Source organism: Bacteroides sp. OM08-11, assembly GCF_003438665.1.
Classification (GTDB): domain Bacteria; phylum Bacteroidota; class Bacteroidia; order Bacteroidales; family Bacteroidaceae; genus Bacteroides; species Bacteroides cutis.
Window position 1 is genome coordinate 57,004 of the sequence record NZ_QSTJ01000009.1, and the last position, 18,070, is coordinate 75,073.

The window sequence follows — 18,070 nt, forward strand, 5'->3', positions numbered from 1 at the left end:
TTAAACATATCTAACGATTGGCAATCTCTTTCTTCGGTATAGTAAAGTAAACGGTAAATCCCCCCTCTTTTGCCGGTTCAGCATTGATACGACACCCGCGCCGTCCCGTAAACTCATCATGGTCACGAATAATCTGTTTACATATCAGATATTCCGTACCGCGCAATTCTCCTCTTTCACCGGCTGTCATACGAGTCAGATTTGGATAAAACAATTGATTTAGTTCCTCACGCGTCTTCTGTCTGCGTGTATCCGTAAAAAGAAAACGCACAAATTCACCATCTACTGCACAACGCAGATAAATATCTCCATCTAAAACAACAGACAATGTTTCTTCAATCAGGTTCTCTAATAAAAAACGCAACTGATTGACATCCCCTATCACAAGTCCCTCCACACTCTCCGTATGAAAATTAATATGTACCGGAAAATCCTTACTCATTTTACGGAAATATTTTTCGGTAGCAGTAACTAATTCGGAAACGACAATTACAGTACGGCGGAAAGTAACTTCTTCCAATTGTCGGGAAGCGCAACGGCTTAATAGAGTAAAAATACCTTTATAATATTCTATCAATTCGCCAATAGCCGATACTGTTTCCTGTTCTTCACTTTCACCAAGTTGGCCGGAACGGAGCTTACCTATCAGTTGCTTTATCTTATTCGGATAATAAATTGTTTCATGTTTAATGGTAGACAAGCAATTATCAAGTACCATATTTTGTACATGTAGCAAACTATCTTCCCAAGAAGCACGACGGGCTTCATCCTGGGCTACCTCTATATTCCGGCATTTCATTGCCAACTTGACCACAGCATTAAATACAACAATCGCCACATAACGTGTAATCAATTCCAATAGCAAATGATCCGTTTCCTGCCGAGTACCTTCTCTACGCTCCACACACAGCACACCAATGCATCTGCTCGTTCCCCCCACCTCTACTGTAAGAGGTAACGTCTGTACACTATTTTCAACCAGAAAATTTTCTTGTTCAAAACAACTTTGCATCAATTTCATCCATTCCGGTATCTCTTCCGATGGCTCCTCCGGAGGGTTAGAAACGTAATCCAAACGATGTGTCGCATCATTATATACTGCAATGCTCAAACGGTCTATACTCAACAATTCATTGACAGCATCAAATGCTGCATCCACTATCCGTTGCGGGATATTCCTTAGAGTATCTTCCTCTTGCAACAGTATTTCTTCTTTTTTCGGAACAGAGGTAACAGACACTGTAAATACTTGCTTGTTAATCTCCAATACCTGTTCCAGGTTCCAACGATTTACCAGACGCTTGCGGAAATACAAAATATAATATCCCAAAATCAAGGCGAAGAAAAGAACCGCAAACAGTAAAATACTTACCATTTTATTATTAGTGGAACGTTCCAGTTCGCGACAATACTCTTCCAAAGACTGATCTTCCCCCAATAATTTATACAAAGTAGTATATGCAGCATTATTATAACTATAGTTTTCCCACTGTTTTAAAGCAAGAAAAGCAACGGCCGCTTCGTTACGGATATCCAGTATCACATGGTAATCTGTATTAAACAACTCATTCCACCAGTCCAATTCGGCAGAAGTACCCGTTCCCGTCATAGTCATAAAACGTTTCGGAAGACAGGTATATTTCTTGTAATGTTCGTTCAGGCAAATCATGGCGGAATCTACATATTGCAATGCTATCTCGTACTCACCGTCCACATTACAACAATAAGCTTCATTGGCATAGTCTGAAGCATAATCCAACAAAATTTCATAGTCCTGCTGCAAAGCCAACGACAATGAATCGGGGACAAATTCTTCCGATGTGCTGTCGGCTGTTTGACTACAAGAAGTTACTCCCACCATCGACAAGAAAATTACTAGTATCATCAGAGTCTTACGAACTCCCTTGGGCAAACGAAAGTAAAAACGACTTCCTTTTCCCAAAGAACTTTCCACATTAAACAGGCACACCTTGAAAAGTTCATTCGTTTTACGATACTTTTCAATAATACCTTTACAGTTCATCAACCCGAAACCACTCCCCTTGCTCTTCATCAATTCCTCGCGGTCAGTAGCATCATTCATTCCGATGGCTTTTGAATCATATACTTTCTCACCGACTATATGTTTCACATCTTCCACCGACAAGCCACATCCATTATCTTCAACAGATATTTCTACATAGTCTTCTTTTTGAAGGGCATATATTTTCACAGTTCCTCTCTGCTGTGTATATTTACGTGCATTTTCAGCCAATGTATTGATCATGAAAAGTGTCAGTGCTTTGTCAGCCTTTACACAAGTATCGGTCGGTTCCACTTCCAAGCTGAGTTGTTTCATCTCGAAAGCCCGATTACCCTTCCGGAGCAACTCAAACAATTCTTTCAACTCAAAGGTTTCGATGTTGAGACTCAAGCTTCCTTGTTTCATCTTTATCCACAAAGCCAGAATATCATTATACTCATTAATAGTTGTCACCAATTCATCTATATATTGATATTTCTCTTTTTTAATGGTTTCTTCATTGATATAACCCATTCCGGTCAGTTTATGAACCTCGTTTATAATACGGTCGATGTACGGATGAATACCGTTAACTATGGCAAGACAGGCTTTCTTTACAAGATTTTGACGTTTATTTTCGGCAATATGTTTCTCATGGATGTACCGTTGCTTCTCCAACCTGCGCTGTTCTTCACCCAATGAAATGGACGTCATGCCATTATCAAGTGCCCATTGTATATAAGGAGTTATTACCCGTACCATTGCCCGTTCGTCTTTACTTAAACTTTGCGGAAGAACTAATTGGCCATTCTCGATACAAATATCCTTTGTACCAAACAAATATTCCATTTCCGGACGTACTGAAACCAGAATAGCATCCACTATCTCCTCTTCAGTCTGTGCATCTGCCGGAATGGAAGCTGTTATTTTCTGGCAGATATCAAGCATAGACTGTAAACGATGCAGATGTACTTTGTTTCTGATTTTAGAACGCTTATTGAAAATCCAGAAAAAGAGAAATACAAGAATAAATCCGGCTATTACAAAAAAAAGCATCAGATTTAGTTGCCCGGCTTCCTTCTCCAAAGCCAGAAATCTACTCTCCAACTCTTTATCTTGCCGGGTATCTTCCAAGATATCCAAATAAATATTACGGTTGTAATCAGAGTATTCTTTCATTTCCAACCCTGCATAGGTCACACTCAATTGTTCTCTGATTCGGGAAATCCATTCGGGAACAGTCTTCAATTTAAGCTGCATCCAAGCTTTCTCTGCACAAATTGTATCCCTACGACCATACGTTTTCAGCCAGTCCAGACTATCCTGACAATCATAAAAACGGCGATGATGATTGTTTACACATTCTAAAGCAAGAGTCAACGTATCGAGAGCTTCCTTGTAATTACCATGTGCGTTCAGGTACTTGCCGATGGAGACATAAGCACCAGCAATCTGGTATAAATCATTATACTGTCTGAATTTCTTCAAAGCCAGTTGTCCCAAACGCATGGGCAACAACGAATCTACCTGTTCTCCAAATTGTTTCAGCGCATGCGAACGCCTATTCTGGAAAAATTCATAATTCTCAGGCGAAGCCATCAGGTTAGCTAATCCCTGCACACTATTCCCTTCGAAATACAAATATCCTCGGCGAGATGCAATCTTCCACGTCGTATACAGTTGATCAAATTCATTCAGCCGTTGTTCATCCGGAGTGTCTCCATCACACAATGCGGCAGAACCTTTTATATAATGATAATACAATAACTGATTGGTGTCTGTGGCCAATTCTTCATGTTCGGGTACCTCATTTATTGATGCTAAAGCTTCAGAACGCTGTTGCAAATAATAATAGTATACAGCAGATACAATATAGAATTCCGAACGGGCATAAGTCAGCCGCATCTTCTCATGCCTGTCCACAAAAAGATTATTATCTTCGGCAATACGTTTCATACGACGCAAGGCACTGTTACGATAATCATAAAACTCCTTATTCAGTGCTGTACGTTGATAAACCTTCATCAAACCGATATCCGCAATAAGCAATTCCAGCTCATTCTTGGTCAAGTCATATACTTCCTTATGATATTTTTCCGCTTTTTCGAAATCCATGCGCATAAAAGCGCAAAATCCCAAATTATTACACGCTTCTGCTTTCCCCTGTTCGTAAATTCCTACCTCCTGATAGGCTTTTATTGCCGCATGGCAGGAAGAATCCAAATCTTTGTAACGATAAATATATGCTACTTGATTTAATGAATCCACCCGATGAACTTCTTTCGTAGGTGCAGTACCCATGCACGAAACAGTTACTGTCCCCATCAGGCACAGTAATCCTACTGACAACAATATAAATGAAAGCCGTTTCACAAAGCAAAGCTACAAATAAATCTGGGAAAGAAAAATATTTTTTCTACAATAAGTCTTGTGTTATGTAACGAGAAATTCATACCTTTGCATGCAAATTAACAAATAGGTAACATCTATTACAAAATGAGCGAAAAAGCACCCTTTATGGTATTCTCCGGAACAAATTCGAGATACCTTGCAGAGAAAATCTGTGCCAGCCTTGACTGTCCTCTAGGAAAGATGAATATCACCCACTTTGCCGATGGTGAATTTGCCGTTTCTTATGAAGAATCTATCCGTGGCGCAAATGTATTTCTGGTTCAGTCCACATTCCCTAATTCCGACAACTTAATGGAACTTTTGCTGATGGTTGACGCAGCAAAAAGAGCTTCGGCTAAAAGCATTATCGCTGTTATTCCGTATTTTGGTTGGGCACGTCAAGACAGAAAAGACAAACCTCGTGTTTCCATCGGTGCCAAGTTGGTAGCCGATCTGCTTTCAGTAGCAGGTATTGATCGTTTGATTACTATGGATCTACATGCCGACCAAATCCAAGGCTTCTTCGATATTCCGGTGGATCATCTTTATGCGTCAGCAGTCTTCCTCCCCTATATCGAATCTTTGAAATTAGAAGATCTGGTCATTGCAACACCTGATGTAGGCGGTTCAAAGCGTGCCAGTACATTCTCAAAATACCTTGGTGTACCATTGGTTTTGTGTAACAAAACACGTGAAAAAGCCAATGTAGTTGCTACTATGCAGATTATCGGTGACGTAAAAGGCAAGAACGTCGTTTTAGTTGACGATATCGTAGATACAGCCGGCACTATTACCAAAGCGGCCAATATCATGTTGGAAGCCGGAGCAGCCTCAGTCCGCGCCATTGCCAGCCACTGTGTGATGTCCGACCCCGCATCATTCCGCGTACAAGAATCCGGTTTGACGGAAATGGTGTTTACCGACAGTATTCCTTACTCCAAGAAATGCGCCAAAGTTAAACAATTGAGTATTGCCGACATGTTCGCTGAAACCATTAAGAGAGTGGTGAACAACGAATCTATCAGTTCACAATACATTATCTGATTAATGGAATAATGAAAAAGAGATTGTGTCTAGTTCAAAACGGGAGACACAACCTCTTTTTTATATGGTTATAACCATTAATAGTAATTCTCAATTATCCATCAATTAATTTCCAGCCTTCCCATCTTATAGTTCCCTTTCCGTATTACTTTTCCGTTTTTATCCGTTTCCACAAAAGGACCATCCTTTTTTCCTTGTTTGAAGAAACCTTCATAGCGGTTACCGTTCTTATCTTCCTGAATACCGCTACCCTCTTCCATTCCATTTACAAATCCACCTTTATATTTAGTACCGTCAGTCTGCTTCAAAACACCTTGCCCGTTGAATTTATTGTCCTTCCACTCGCCTTCGTACGAATCGCCTACATTCCATTTATACTTACCATATCCATTGCGCTGGTTGTCTTTCCATTCACCATCATATACGGCACCGTTGGCCCAGGTAAATATGCCACGTCCATCCTGCATACCATTCTTGAAGTTACCTACATATTTATCACCATTGACCAAATAGTAGATACCTTCGCCTGTACGCGTACCTTGCACGTAAGAACCCTCGTAACGGTCACCCGTATGGAAGAAATAAATACCTTTACCATGTTGGATATCTTCTTTCCAATCACCTACATATTTATCTCCATTGGCATATTCAAAAATCCCTTTCCCGTCACGGACATCATTTTTCCAATGACCGTCATATTTACAACCATCGTTCCATACCAACGTTCCGTCACCGTCTTTCTTGTCATTTTTCCAGGAACCCACATATTTGGAACCGTTCTTCCAAGTATATACACCTTGCCCTTCACGCTTGTCGTTCGCCCAGTCTCCCTCATAAATATCACCGTTATAATAGTACATCGTACCCTTTCCATGCTGGAAGTCCTGATACCACATGCCGTCATATCGGTTATTATTCATAAAATAATAAATACCCCGGCCGTGCTGTTGGTCTTGAAACCATTGCCCATCATATCTCTCGCCATCGGGAAAAGTATAAACGCCATATCCTTCACGCTTACCTTTTACATATTCTCCCTCGTACACATCCCCATTCTTGAAGACCGTTCTGCCTTTCCCATTGGGCTTACGACCTTTTATTTCGCCAGTGTACACCGAACCGTCCTTAAACGTATAAGTTCCGATTTTTATCTCCGACGAGAAAGTACTTTTTATTTTATCAAAGAAGCCACCTTTTTTCTCTTGGGCTGTGACACCACCCTGTGACAGGAATACCAGAATAAGTGCAGTATATAGATATTTCATTTTGGGTTACAAGTTTCTAAAATTAGGATTTGGACAAAGATACAATTTATCTGCTAAAATATTGGGAGACTTTCCGCTTTTTATGATATTTTTTTGCCGGATATGACTTCTTTTAAATTCTCTTTGCACATATGCTTTCCGGCAAGATCACGTATTTCTTCCGGCGTAACCTCCCGTATAGCATCCAATATATCGGTAAAATAGGTATCCTGAAGTTTTGAGACTTGTACGAATATCCACGAATCTGCCAAAGAAAAAGCCGACTCATAACTACGGCAGGTATCGCCAAGCATATAATTTTTCACCATGGTAAGTTCTTCATTGGAGACAAGTTCATTCTGTAGTCGGTCTATCTCGTGATAAACTTCACCGATAAGAGGTTCTACAAATTCATTGGTGGTTTCTGTATTCACCACCAACAACCCTTTTCCCGGATAAGGTATTATTCCTGCCGATATCCCATAAGTATATCCTTTCTCCTCACGAATATTCGACATCAGCCTGCTTCCGAAATAACCTCCGAATAAAGTTACCAGCACACGTGCTTTCAAATAATCAGGATGATTGCGCTCCATGGAAAGCATACCCATACAGACGGCGCTTTGCATGGCGTCAGAACGCTCCACAAATATACGTTTTTCATCAGAGGATAGCGGCATATAGTCTTTTTTATCCGGTTTACGCCCCCCCCTACCGAATGATTCGCTTCCAAAGAAATGTTCTACCCAACGGATACAGTCGTCATTCACTTTGCCGGAAAGATAAATACTACAATTCGCCGAATGATAATGGCGGTCATAAAATTCCCGCAAAACCGCAGAGTTTATACGATGATAATCTACCTCTTCCACCAAGCGTCCCGTAGGATGCTTTTCACCATACACAGCTTTCACCAATGCCCGATGAGCTAGAAAATCTACCTTAGAGGAGTTGACTAAGAATTGCTGGATATTATTATTGACAATCACATCCAATTCCTTTTCAGGAAAAACGGGTTCCTTTACAATGGTTTCCAATACATCCAGCGTTTGGGGCAGATATTTATTTAATGAATAAAGTGTGATATACGCATGCTCCGAGGCACTGGACAATTCTAGCCATGCTCCATAATAGTCCAATCGTTCGGCTATCTCCGAAGCACTAAAACGCAATGTGCCCTCACGTAACATGCGGTTGGTAAAAAATGCCTGCAACGGTTGCGACTGCTGCCAACGTCCTCCTTCCATCAGCAAGTCAATACGTACAACTTCATTTTCACCGCTATTGAGTACATTTAGCGATATGCCATTAGGCATAACGATCCGCAGAGGTACTTGCACGGCTAGTTGGTCTACATTCCTCACCTTAGGTTGAATCGTTCTGTCTGGAAGCATCATCCATTAATTCCTCCGATTATCGGCATTGCGATTTCAAAAACAATTCCGCATATTCCAAATCTTGTGGAGTATCTATACCAATAGTTTCCACTTCGGTAATGCCTACTTTGATGGTATATCCATTCTCCAGCCAACGTAGTTGCTCCAATGATTCTGCCAATTCAAGGACTGACTGAGGTAGTGAAGTTATTTCTTTCAGTACTTCCACACGGTAGGCATACAATCCTATATGCTTGTAATATGTATGATTCTTCAACCAGTTTTTTTTCTGCGCATTACGTTGATAAGGAATAATAGAACGGCTGAAGTAAAGGGCATTCATATTTCTATTCAGCACTACTTTAGGAGAATTTACATTCTCTAAAGCCTCGAAACCATTATCGACCGTGAAGGGTTTTACAAGTGTTGCGATTTGTGTAGTAGGATCATCAAAACAGGCTTTCACCGTCTCCAGTTGGGAAACCTGTATAAAGGGTTCATCCCCCTGAATGTTCACCACGATATCGAAATTTCCACCTATCTTTGTACATGCTTCATAACAACGATCCGTACCACTTTTATGATGTACGGAAGTCATGACAACTTTACCGCCAAAGGCTTTTACAGCAACTTCAATGCGTTCGTCATCAGTAGCCACATAGGCATCGTCCAGAATGCCCACTACCTGCTCATACACCCGTTGTATCACGGTTTTACCACCTAACATGGCTAATGGCTTGGCCGGAAAGCGCGTTGATGCGTAACGGGCAGGGATAATTCCTAAAAATTTCATTATAACAGTTGTTTCAATCCTCGTATTATATAATCTCGCTTCAAATCCTCCGGTTTATAAATTGTTTCATCACAAGACAAAAGATCAATATCCAACCGGACAATTTCTTGTAACTTCTCTTCAGGCTTTCTTCCGGCCTCACGCTCAATACTTTTCAAATGTGAAGAAACCTCTCCAACCTGTTTACTCGAAACGAAGCGCGCTATCTGATTGGAAAACAAAACCGACCTCCTGAAAAACAAAGGCTTCGTCTCTTCTTCTTTAGAAAAACGAATTCCCGGAAAAAGTTCGGATAACCTTTTACGTGCCAATGCCAGATTGTCTTTTCTCTGCTCATTACTTCCAATGCTGATAGTATAGACCATTTGAATGGATTAATTGACAATGCCGTTAATCAAATAAATCATCCAAACCCATGTCCGGAGTCGGCTCACTTTCTTCTTCTCCATTATCTTTGCACGGATCAAACCCCTCAGGCAACTTGAAAGTCTCTGTTTCATCATACCCCAAAGATTTGTCACCATATACTTTCACCATATATTTTGTCCAAATAGGAAGTGCCATGGAAGCACCCTGACCATGAAGCATTGTATCAAAATGGATATCGCGGTCTTCACCACCCACCCAACAACCGGATACCAGTGACGGGGTAAAACCCATAAACCAACCATCGGCGTTGAAGTTCGTCGTACCGGTCTTACCTCCCATATCGGTCTGTACACCCAAACGCCGGACACGTACACCTGTACCTTCATTAATCACAGCACGCAACATCACCAGCATCTTGTAAGCGCTGGATGCACTGATTACTTCCTGCATTTCCGGTGAAAAAGTAGCCAATACGTTTCCATCATTATCTTCAATCCGTGTCACAAATAACGGAGCTACCCGGATACCTTTATTGGGGAATGCCGTATAGGCACTCACCATTTCACCTACAGAGATTTCGCAAGGTCCGAGACTCAATGAAACGGAAGGTACAATTTCACGGTTTCGTACTCCAAATGTTTGTATCAGGCGTTTCAGATTATAAGGGTTCAGTTTGCTCATCAGATACGCAGTTATCCAGTTGTCCGAATTCGCCAGTCCCCACTTCACAGTAACCATTTCACCATAACGTTTCTTATTGGCATTACGCGGTGTCCATGGTTTACCGTTTTCATCAAACAAAGTATATTCCACATGACGTACCTCATCACACGGGGAGAAACCATTCTCCATCGCCAAAGTATAAAGGAAAGGCTTGACAGTAGAACCTACCTGGCGACGTCCCACCATAGCCATATCATACTGGAAATAATGATAATTCGGTCCGCCTACATACGCTTTTACATGTCCATTGCGCGGATCCATAGACATGAAGCCAGCACGTAAGAAAAATTTATAATAGCGTATGGAATCCATCGGAGTCATAATGGTATCCTTATCTCCTTGCCAACTGAATACGGACATTTCTTGAGGAGTATCGAACGCTCTCTTGATTTCTGCTTCCGATGCACCCGCATTCTTCATAATGCGGTAACGGTCGGACTGACGCATCGCACGCCCCAGAATTTCATCCACCTGTTGTTGTGTCAACCTGAATGTATAGGGTGCTTTTTTCGCACCCTTCTTTTCCTTGAAGAAATAACCTTGCAATTCTTTCAAATGTTCAGTCACTGCCTCTTCCGCATACTTTTGCATACGCGAGTCGATGGTAGTGTAAACTTTCAATCCATCCGTATACAAATTGTATTTGGTACCGTCTTTCTTGGTATTCTTTTCACACCATCCATATAACGGATTGTTTTCCCAATCGAGCGAATCTTCGTAATACTTCTGCATCTGCCAACCGCGATAATTACCCTTTTCCGGTTTTTTAGCGTTGAGTACTCCACGCAGATATTCGCGGAAATAAGTAGCGATTCCTTCTTTATGGTCTACACGATTATATTTCAGTTTCAATGGCAGAGCCTGTAAAGAATCACGTTCTTGCACCGTGATATAACCGGCTTTGCGCATCTGGTCGAGCACTACATTCCGACGTTTGCGGACACGCTCGTTATAGCGCACCGGATTGTAAAGAGAAGGATTCTTGCACATTCCTACCAAAGTAGCAGCTTCTTCTATTTTTAAATCCCTCGGTTCGCAACTAAAATAGGTGAATGCAGCTGTTTTTATGCCTACCGCATTGTTCAGGAAATCAAACTTATTAAGATACATAGTCAGGATTTCCTCTTTGGTGTAGTAACGCTCCAATTTAACAGCAATTACCCATTCGATAGGTTTCTGAAACAAACGTTCCATAATATTGTCAGCACTGGGCGAATAAAGTTGTTTTGATAACTGTTGAGTGATAGTACTACCTCCACCGGCATTTTTCTGCATCAATAATCCACGCTTTACAATTGCACGAAACAAAGCAATGGCATCAATACCTGAATGTTCGGTAAAACGAACATCTTCCGTTGCTATCAAAGCATTGATAATGTTGGGGGATAAATCCTGATATCCCACAAATACACGATTTTCCTCAGTATAAGAATAAGTACCCAATACTTTTCCATCTTCGGAAAACACTTCAGTTGCAAATTTATAATTAGGATTTTCCAGGTCTTCTACGGGAGGCATATAACCTATCCAGCCTTTCGCTATAGAAAAAAATATGATGATGCACACCAGTACAATAAATGCGATGAAAATCCAGAGTGCTGTAATGACTTTCTTTATCATGTTTGGTTCCAAATTCATTCAATAATGTGACAAAGGTACGGAAATATATTGGATAGGCCTATGACTTTCTACATCTTTTTCAATAGTTAAAAGATATTTGTTCATATTTTAATTCTATATTTTAGCCTTGAAAAGCATTGAAAATCCTCAAAAAAGATACTGAAAACAGCTACTTTTTATGTTAAAAGCGTTCCAAATTGTACATTCAACTCAAATACAACATGTTATATATCACAGATAATCAACAAAAAACTTTTTTCATCTTATTAAATATAATATAAATAATAATATCAGAAAAATAAATAAAGACAACACTAATGGTACTTTTTTGCTAATTACGCTTTATCAATTATATAATTTATACAATCGGGAAATTTATCTGCCAAACATATTTTTTGCTAAAAAACTTCCTCACAGATTTCCATTCCCCGTAGTTTTTCCATACCTTTACACTCTCGAAAAGTAAAACGAATATCAACAATATGGAAAACAGAAGTTTAGTTACCATTGCCGAATATAGTAAGGAAAAAATCCTCTACATGCTCGAAATGGCTAAAGAATTTGAAGCAAAGCCGAATCGTCACTTGCTCGATGAAAAAGTTGTCGCTACTCTATTTTTCGAGCCATCCACTCGTACCCGCTTAAGTTTTGAAACCGCCGCCAACCGTCTGGGAGCACGTGTCATCGGCTTTAGCGATCCAAAGGCAACCAGTTCATCCAAAGGAGAAACTTTAAAAGACACTATCAAGATGGTGAGTAACTATGCAGATATCATCGTAATGCGCCATTTTCTGGAAGGTGCAGCTCGCTATGCCAGTGAAGTTACTACCATTCCCATTGTCAATGCCGGAGACGGGGCTAACCAACATCCCTCACAGACAATGCTTGACCTCTACTCCATCTACAAAACACAGGGGACGCTGGAAAATCTAAATATCTTCCTGGTAGGTGATTTAAAATATGGCCGTACCGTGCACTCCCTATTAATGGCTATGCGTCATTTCAATCCAACTTTCCATTTCATAGCCCCCGATGAATTGAAAATGCCGGAAGAGTATAAAATTTACTGTCGTGAACATGATATCAAGTTCGTAGAGCATACGGATTTTACAGAAGAAATCATTGCGGATGCCGATATTCTTTACATGACCCGCGTACAACGCGAACGTTTTACTGACCTTATGGAATACGAACGGGTGAAGAACGTTTATATTCTGCGTAACAAAATGCTGGAGCACACCCGTCTCAATCTGCGTATTCTCCATCCCCTGCCTCGTGTCAACGAGATTGCTCTTGATGTAGACGACAACCCTAAAGCCTATTACTTTCAGCAGGCACAAAACGGACTTTATGCCCGTGAGGCAATCCTTTGCGATGTATTGGGCATCACGTTGGATGATGTGAAAAAAGATGCCTGTCGCTGAATAATACGCAGAGTATTTTTCAATCGTAAATCGTTAAATTGCTAAATAGTAAATATCAAGATGTCAAGCAAAAAAAAACAAGAATTACAGGTTGCCGCTTTAGAAAATGGCACTGTTATCGACCACATACCTTCTGAGAAACTTTTTACAGTAGTTTCACTGCTCGGATTAGAACACATGAGTAATAATATCACCATCGGCTTTAACCTCAAAAGCAAAAAGCTGGGTACAAAAGGTATCATAAAGATTGCCGACAAGTTCTTTTGTGACGAAGAAATCAATCGTATCGCTGTGGTTGCCCCTAATGTAAAACTGAACATTATCCGTGACTATGAAGTAGTAGAAAAACGGGAAGTGCGCCTACCTGATGAGTTGAAAGGTATTGTGAAATGCGCCAATCCGAAATGTATTACGAATAATGAGCCTATGGCAACGTTATTCCATGTAATAGACAAGGAAAATTGTGTTATCAGATGCCATTATTGTGAGAAAGAACAGATAAGAGAAAACATTAAATTAATGGATAATTGAAAAAAGGATATCTCAACAAATAATTATCAATTGTCAATCATTATTCAAGATATGAAAGAAGATTGGAAACCCGGTACAATGATATATCCGTTACCAGTTGTATTGGTAAGTTGCGGAAGTACACCGGAAGAACATAATATACTGACAATTGCATGGACGGGAACGATATGCACAAATCCACCCATGTGTTATATTTCCGTACGTCCCGAACGTTATTCTTACGATATTATTAAAAGAAACATGGAATTTGTTATCAATCTGACTACGAAAGAGATAGCACGTGCTACAGACTGGTGCGGTGTCCGTTCGGGCAAAGATTATAACAAATTCGAAGAAATGAATCTCACACCCGGTAAATGTACTGTGGTTAACGCTCCTCTCATAGAGGAATCACCGCTTTGTATTGAGTGTAGGGTAAAAGAAATCGTAGCCCTCGGTTCGCATGATATGTTCATTGCCGATGTAGTAAATGTACGTGTAGATACTGCCTATTTAAATTCTGAGACCGGAAAATTAGAGCTGGCGGAAGCAAATCCATTAGTATATGTACATGGTGGATATTATGATCTGGGAGATAAAATCGGAAAGTTTGGTTGGTCGGTCGAAAAGAAGAAGTAATGAAGATGAAGCGGGGAATGTTTATAATCAGTCTGTGTTTGTCTATCTTTTCTACCTCCATGCGAGGACAACAAATTACTATGTCCGGAACTCTCGAAGCCGAGATAGCCCACAAACAAGACCACCCCGTGAACTTTGGTATTAAAGGTGGATTTACTTCCTCTCTTTTTCTTGTTTCCGACCTAATTTTGAATGGCACTATCGTCAATGAAGTACAAAACAACTACAAAATCGGCTATTTCGGTTCGTTCTTCATGCGAATTAATTTTGGCCGCCATTTTCTACAGCCGGAAATTTCATACACTATTAACCGCTGTAATATTACATTCGAAAAACCCCAACCAGAAGATATGTCCGAAAACAACACGTCTGAAATGGCTTCTATAACTTCCTCCATTCATAGTTTCGAGGTTCCGGTTATTTATGGATACAATATTATCAAAGAAGGACCTTACAGCCTTGCAGTATTTGGCGGTCCAAAAATTCGTTATATTTGGGATAAGAAAAGTAAAGTGACATTTGAAAATTTCGACCAACAAAATATTAAAGAAGATTTATATCCTTTCAACCTGAGTTTTACTACCGGCGTGGCTGTAACCATCTCACGCATTTTTTTCGATTTCCGTTATGATATCGGTTTGCATAATATATCCAAACGTATCAGTTACCAAGCGGCAATTCAGGAAGGAGATAATAATGAAATAATTGTTCCCACCGATCAAATCCGTTTCCATCGACGTGACAATGTACTCAGTTTTTCGTTCGGCGTGTTCTTTTGATAGGAAAATTCTTCCTCTTCTTACAATTTATTCATTTATTTCCCCTAAATTTGTACGCTTAATAAGAGAATACAGATTTATCAAACTTATCTAATAAGCAATAATGAAAAGAGACGATTTAATTTTCGACATCATCGAGAAAGAACATCAACGTCAGCTCAAAGGTATTGAACTGATTGCATCAGAGAACTTCGTAAGTGACCAGGTTATGCAGGCAATGGGTTCCTGCCTCACCAACAAGTATGCCGAGGGTTATCCAGGCAAACGTTATTATGGTGGTTGTGAAGTGGTAGATCAAAGCGAACAAATTGCTATTGACCGTTTGAAGAAAATTTTTGAAGCAGAATGGGCTAATGTACAGCCTCACTCAGGAGCACAGGCGAATGCAGCCGTATTTCTCGCCGTTCTAAATCCAGGTGACAAGTTCATGGGATTGAACCTTGCACACGGCGGTCACCTCTCTCATGGTTCATTGGTGAATACTTCAGGTATCATCTATACCCCTTGCGAATATAATCTAAATAAAGAGACCGGACGTGTAGACTATGATCAGATGGAAGAAGTAGCATTGCGTGAAAAGCCTAAAATGATTATCGGTGGCGGTTCAGCCTATTCTCGCGAATGGGATTATAAACGTATGCGTGAAATTGCGGATAAAGTAGGCGCTATCCTAATGGTTGACATGGCACACCCTGCCGGACTAATTGCTGCCGGTGAATTGGATAACCCTGTAAAATATGCTCATATCGTAACCTCTACTACCCACAAGACCCTGCGCGGTCCTCGCGGTGGCGTTATCATGATGGGTAAGGACTTTCCTAATCCATGGGGCAAGAAAACTCCGAAAGGCGAAATTAAAATGATGTCCCAGTTACTCGATTCGGCTGTATTCCCCGGTATTCAAGGTGGCCCGTTAGAACATGTTATTGCTGCTAAAGCTGTTGCGTTTGGTGAAATTCTGCAACCGGAATGGAAAGAATATGCCAAACAAGTTAAAAAGAATGCTACTGTATTGGCACAGGCTTTGATAGACCGTGGTTTTACAATCGTTTCCGGCGGTACGGACAATCATTCCATGTTGGTTGACCTGCGTAGTAAATATCCTGATCTGACCGGTAAGGTTGCCGAAAAAGCACTGGTTTCTGCCGATATCACTGTAAATAAAAATATGGTTCCATTTGACAGCCGTTCTGCTTTCCAAACTTCGGGTATCCGTTTGGGTACTCCTGCTATTACGACTCGCGGGGCTAAGGAGGATTTGATGTTGGAAATTGCTGAAATGATTGAAACTGTTCTGTCTAACGTAGACAACGAACAAGTAATTGCTGGCATTCGTGCACGAGTAAACAAAACAATGGAAAAATATCCGTTATTTGCATATTAAATATTGTATTCCCATTAAGAAAAGCGTTCCGGTATATTTTACCGGAACGCTTTTCTTATATAATATTCTTTTTGTAATGGTATGTTTAACTCAATCCTTCTATATTACCATCAATAATATCAATACGTTCCGCTTGAGGTGACTTGGGCAAACCCGGCATACGAAGAATTTCTCCGGCAATGGCTACAATCATTTCAGCACCATTATTAATAACAATATCCTTGATATGAAACTCGAAGTTATTGACGGCACCATAGATTTTCGGATCGGCAGAGAAAGAATACTGGGTTTTAGCGATACAGATAGGATAATGGGCAATCCCCATTTCTTCAATGAGTTTCATCATCTTACGTGAGGCACTGCTATACGTCACTACACTGGCACCATAAAGATTGCACGCCACTTTTTCTATCTTACGTTGCACCGGATCATTTTCTTCATAAGTATAATGTAATGGAACAGAAGGATTTTTCTCAATGGTTTCCACTACCAGATTAGCCAAGTCTATGGCACCCTCTCCACCTTCGGCAAAAGCATTGTTAATGGCAAAACCAACCTTTAAATCTTCCTCACAATGACGGCGGATGGCTTCCAGTTCTTCATCCGTATCACTGGCAAAACGATTAAAAGCAACTATTATTGTCTGACCGAAAGAACGTAGGTTCCTTATGTGTTTGTCTAGATTACCGAAGCCCTCTTTCAATCCTTCCATATTGGGGTCTTTGATACGGTCGAGACTGACCCCTCCGTGCATCTTCAAACCTTGAGCAGTAGCTACAATGACTGTCAACTTGGGTTGCAAATCACTTTTACGGCACTTAATATTGTAGAATTTCTCAGCTCCCAAATCTGCGCCGAAACCAGCTTCCGTCACTACATAATCTCCAAACGTCATCGCCATTTTAGTAGCTAAAATAGAATTGCAACCATGTGCAATATTAGCGAATGGGCCACCATGAACAAAAGCAGCTGTTCCTTCGGTAGTCTGTACTAAATTAGGATGGATAGCATCTTTCAACAGTACCGTGATTGCTCCTGCCACCCCTAAATCTTTAACAGTAAATGGTTTACCATCATATCTAAAACCAAGAATAATGTTTTCAATACGTCTGCGAAGGTCTTCTGTATCTTTTGCCAGACACAAAATAGCCATAATCTCCGAGGCGGGAGTAATATCAAATCCCGATTCCTGAGTTACCCCGTTGGTACGTGGTCCAAGTCCTGTAACGATGCTACGCAAAGAACGGTCGTTTACGTCAAGCACCCGACACCAGATTATTTCCTTTAAACCGAAACCATCTGCTTGATGCTGGTAGATATAATTATCCAATAAGGCGGAAATCATATTATGGGCGGATGTAATAGCATGGAAATCTCCCGTAAAATGTAAGTTTATTTTCTCCATCGGAAGTACCTGCGCATAACCGCCTCCGGCAGCTCCACCTTTCATTCCGAAACAAGGTCCCAAAGAGGGTTCACGCAATGCGACAATTGCTTTTTTCCCTATCTTATTCAACCCTAAAACCAAACCGATGGAAACGGTGGTCTTTCCGATACCTGCTTTTGTTGCCGTAATGGCGGTTACCAAGATAAGGTTACTTTGCTTTACCTTTTCCTCATCAATCAGATGCTCGGGTATTTTAGCGATATATCGTCCGTAATTCTCTACTTCGTCACGTGGAATACCTACTCCTTCAGCAACCTGTTTTATCTTTCTCAGCTCTATGCTGCGTGCTATCTCAATGTCCGATTTCATACAAGGTTTTTTCTTT

13 protein-coding genes are annotated in these 18,070 nt (G+C 40.6%); 6 read left to right on the forward strand and 7 right to left on the reverse strand.

Annotation, left to right across the window (positions count from 1 at the left end; translation table 11 throughout):
* Positions 1-10: 10 nt before the first annotated feature.
* A complete protein-coding gene (locus DXC10_RS14570; protein WP_233519983.1) occupies positions 11-4,327 on the reverse strand; it encodes a DUF5113 domain-containing protein in 4,317 nt (1,438 codons plus the stop codon).
* A gap of 171 nt (positions 4,328-4,498) precedes the next feature.
* Here DXC10_RS14570 and DXC10_RS14575 point away from each other — a divergent pair, with 171 nt between their 5' ends.
* Positions 4,499-5,437 (forward strand): ribose-phosphate pyrophosphokinase, encoded by a 939-nt coding sequence (locus DXC10_RS14575; RefSeq protein ID WP_180949180.1) that lies wholly within the window; start codon positions 4,499-4,501, stop codon positions 5,435-5,437.
* Positions 5,438-5,538: 101 nt separating this feature from the next.
* On the opposite strand, the gene DXC10_RS14580 is transcribed toward DXC10_RS14575, so the two are convergent.
* The 5 genes from DXC10_RS14580 to DXC10_RS14600 all read right to left on the reverse strand — a co-directional run bounded on the left by DXC10_RS14580 (position 5,539) and on the right by DXC10_RS14600 (position 11,562).
* Positions 5,539-6,702: a phosphatidylinositol-4-phosphate 5-kinase gene (locus DXC10_RS14580; protein ID WP_117738208.1), complete on the reverse strand. Its 1,164-nt coding sequence runs from the start codon at positions 6,700-6,702 to the stop codon at positions 5,539-5,541.
* Positions 6,703-6,782: 80 nt separating this feature from the next.
* On the reverse strand, positions 6,783-8,078 hold the full coding sequence (locus tag DXC10_RS14585; protein WP_117738210.1) for a pitrilysin family protein: 1,296 nt from the start codon (positions 8,076-8,078) through the stop codon (positions 6,783-6,785).
* A 16-nt stretch (positions 8,079-8,094) separates the two neighbouring features.
* Positions 8,095-8,850 carry a 3-deoxy-manno-octulosonate cytidylyltransferase gene (gene kdsB, locus DXC10_RS14590; RefSeq protein ID WP_101542695.1) on the reverse strand — a complete coding sequence of 252 codons (756 nt, stop codon included), beginning with the start codon at positions 8,848-8,850 and terminating at the stop codon, positions 8,095-8,097.
* Positions 8,850-9,215 (reverse strand): 2-amino-4-hydroxy-6-hydroxymethyldihydropteridine diphosphokinase, encoded by a 366-nt coding sequence (locus tag DXC10_RS14595; protein ID WP_101542694.1) that lies wholly within the window; start codon positions 9,213-9,215, stop codon positions 8,850-8,852. The genes kdsB and DXC10_RS14595 overlap by 1 nt, the downstream gene beginning before the upstream one ends.
* Before the next feature lie 25 nt (positions 9,216-9,240).
* Positions 9,241-11,562 (reverse strand): transglycosylase domain-containing protein, encoded by a 2,322-nt coding sequence (locus tag DXC10_RS14600; RefSeq protein WP_117738314.1) that lies wholly within the window; start codon positions 11,560-11,562, stop codon positions 9,241-9,243.
* A gap of 482 nt (positions 11,563-12,044) precedes the next feature.
* On the opposite strand from DXC10_RS14600, the gene pyrB reads away from it, so the two are divergent.
* From pyrB to glyA, 5 genes are all read left to right on the forward strand, one after another.
* On the forward strand, positions 12,045-12,986 hold the full coding sequence (pyrB, locus tag DXC10_RS14605; RefSeq protein ID WP_117738212.1) for an aspartate carbamoyltransferase: 942 nt from the start codon (positions 12,045-12,047) through the stop codon (positions 12,984-12,986).
* 60 nt (positions 12,987-13,046) lie between these two features.
* The gene (gene pyrI / locus DXC10_RS14610) at positions 13,047-13,517 is read left to right on the forward strand and encodes an aspartate carbamoyltransferase regulatory subunit (protein WP_101542692.1); all 471 of its coding nucleotides are present in this window, start codon (positions 13,047-13,049) and stop codon (positions 13,515-13,517) included.
* Positions 13,518-13,568: 51 nt separating this feature from the next.
* Positions 13,569-14,135, forward strand: a complete 567-nt coding sequence (locus DXC10_RS14615) for a flavin reductase family protein (RefSeq protein WP_101542691.1) — start codon at positions 13,569-13,571, stop codon at positions 14,133-14,135.
* A 5-nt stretch (positions 14,136-14,140) separates the two neighbouring features.
* Positions 14,141-14,914, forward strand: coding sequence for a porin family protein (locus tag DXC10_RS14620; protein ID WP_370448242.1), 774 nt, complete (start codon positions 14,141-14,143; stop codon positions 14,912-14,914).
* Between the two features lie 103 nt (positions 14,915-15,017).
* Positions 15,018-16,298, forward strand: a complete 1,281-nt coding sequence (gene glyA, locus DXC10_RS14625) for a serine hydroxymethyltransferase (protein ID WP_117738214.1) — start codon at positions 15,018-15,020, stop codon at positions 16,296-16,298.
* A gap of 85 nt (positions 16,299-16,383) precedes the next feature.
* Here the strand turns inward: glyA and DXC10_RS14630 are convergent, their stop codons facing one another.
* Positions 16,384-18,054 (reverse strand): formate--tetrahydrofolate ligase, encoded by a 1,671-nt coding sequence (locus tag DXC10_RS14630; protein ID WP_101542688.1) that lies wholly within the window; start codon positions 18,052-18,054, stop codon positions 16,384-16,386.
* Between the last annotated feature and the right edge of the window lie 16 nt (positions 18,055-18,070).

Bases quoted from the DNA above. Each gene is read 5' to 3' on its own strand.
- DXC10_RS14570 (WP_233519983.1), bottom strand. From the start codon at position 4,327: ATGGGGACAGTAACTGTTTCGTGCATGGGTACTGCACCTACGAAAGAA.
- DXC10_RS14575 (WP_180949180.1), top strand. From the start codon at position 4,499: ATGAGCGAAAAAGCACCCTTTATGGTATTCTCCGGAACAAATTCGAGA.
- DXC10_RS14580 (WP_117738208.1), bottom strand. From the start codon at position 6,702: ATGAAATATCTATATACTGCACTTATTCTGGTATTCCTGTCACAGGGT.
- DXC10_RS14585 (WP_117738210.1), bottom strand. From the start codon at position 8,078: ATGATGCTTCCAGACAGAACGATTCAACCTAAGGTGAGGAATGTAGAC.
- kdsB (WP_101542695.1), bottom strand. From the start codon at position 8,850: ATGAAATTTTTAGGAATTATCCCTGCCCGTTACGCATCAACGCGCTTT.
- DXC10_RS14595 (WP_101542694.1), bottom strand. From the start codon at position 9,215: ATGGTCTATACTATCAGCATTGGAAGTAATGAGCAGAGAAAAGACAAT.
- DXC10_RS14600 (WP_117738314.1), bottom strand. From the start codon at position 11,562: ATGATAAAGAAAGTCATTACAGCACTCTGGATTTTCATCGCATTTATT.
- pyrB (WP_117738212.1), top strand. From the start codon at position 12,045: ATGGAAAACAGAAGTTTAGTTACCATTGCCGAATATAGTAAGGAAAAA.
- pyrI (WP_101542692.1), top strand. From the start codon at position 13,047: ATGTCAAGCAAAAAAAAACAAGAATTACAGGTTGCCGCTTTAGAAAAT.
- DXC10_RS14615 (WP_101542691.1), top strand. From the start codon at position 13,569: ATGAAAGAAGATTGGAAACCCGGTACAATGATATATCCGTTACCAGTT.
- DXC10_RS14620 (WP_370448242.1), top strand. From the start codon at position 14,141: ATGAAGCGGGGAATGTTTATAATCAGTCTGTGTTTGTCTATCTTTTCT.
- glyA (WP_117738214.1), top strand. From the start codon at position 15,018: ATGAAAAGAGACGATTTAATTTTCGACATCATCGAGAAAGAACATCAA.
- DXC10_RS14630 (WP_101542688.1), bottom strand. From the start codon at position 18,054: ATGAAATCGGACATTGAGATAGCACGCAGCATAGAGCTGAGAAAGATA.